This window comes from Aminobacter sp. P4_D5 (assembly GCF_056401815.1).
This window is the reverse complement of the sequence record NZ_JBFUIP010000766.1, coordinates 1-689: the sequence shown is the minus strand read 5'-3', so window position 1 is coordinate 689 and position 689 is coordinate 1. Positions and strand designations below refer to the sequence as shown.

The following is a 689-nucleotide window of genomic DNA, read 5'->3' as shown; positions in this document are numbered from 1 at the left end:
TCTCTATCCTGTTCACTGCGTCCCTAGGGATGTCCCGTGCGGGAAAACCGCACAGCCGCCGCACCGCCGGTCAGGGACGCCCCCAGGACCGGCGCTGGACGAAACCGTCAGGGGCCGTGAAGCCCCCGTCAAAACTCAGACCGCGTCCTCGCCGCGCTCGCCGGTGCGGATGCGGATGACCTCGGAGATGTCGGAGACGAAGATCTTGCCGTCGCCGATGCGGCCCGTGCGGGCGGCAGCCTGGATGGCCTCCACGGCACGCTCCAGCATGTCGTCCGCGCAGATCACCTCGATCTTCACCTTCGGCAGGAAGTCCACGACGTATTCGGCGCCGCGATAGAGCTCCGTATGGCCCTTCTGGCGGCCGAAGCCCTTGGCCTCGAGCACGGTCAGCCCCTGGAGGCCGATCTCGTGCAGCGCGTCCTTCACCTCGTCGAGCTTGAAGGGCTTGATGATGGCCTCGATCTTCTTCATCGCATCCGTCACGTATTGGCGCAGGCGGATGGGCGGCCCGCGGCGTTTCCCCGATGGCCCCGTGCGCCGATGGCGCGCCGACGCCCGTCGGGCCGCATCTGTTTTGCACGCGGCATGCCATGGGCGCAATCGGCCCGTGACCCCGATTGGCAAGGATTTCCTGGGGGGTAGCGCCCGAAAGGCGGGCACGCTGCCCGTGTTGGAGGCATGTATCC

1 protein-coding gene is annotated in these 689 nt (G+C 67.3%); it reads right to left on the bottom strand.

The genetic code is table 11. The features are described from left to right. Positions 1–135: 135 nt before the first annotated feature. Entirely contained in the window at positions 136–474 is a 339-nt protein-coding gene (locus AC1DWF_RS34860; protein WP_131546936.1) for a P-II family nitrogen regulator, read from the bottom strand. Positions 475–689 lie beyond the last annotated feature (215 nt).

Coding starts and splice junctions, on each gene's coding strand:
- AC1DWF_RS34860 (WP_131546936.1), bottom strand. CDS start 474: ATGAAGAAGATCGAGGCCATCATCAAGCCCTTCAAGCTCGACGAGGTG.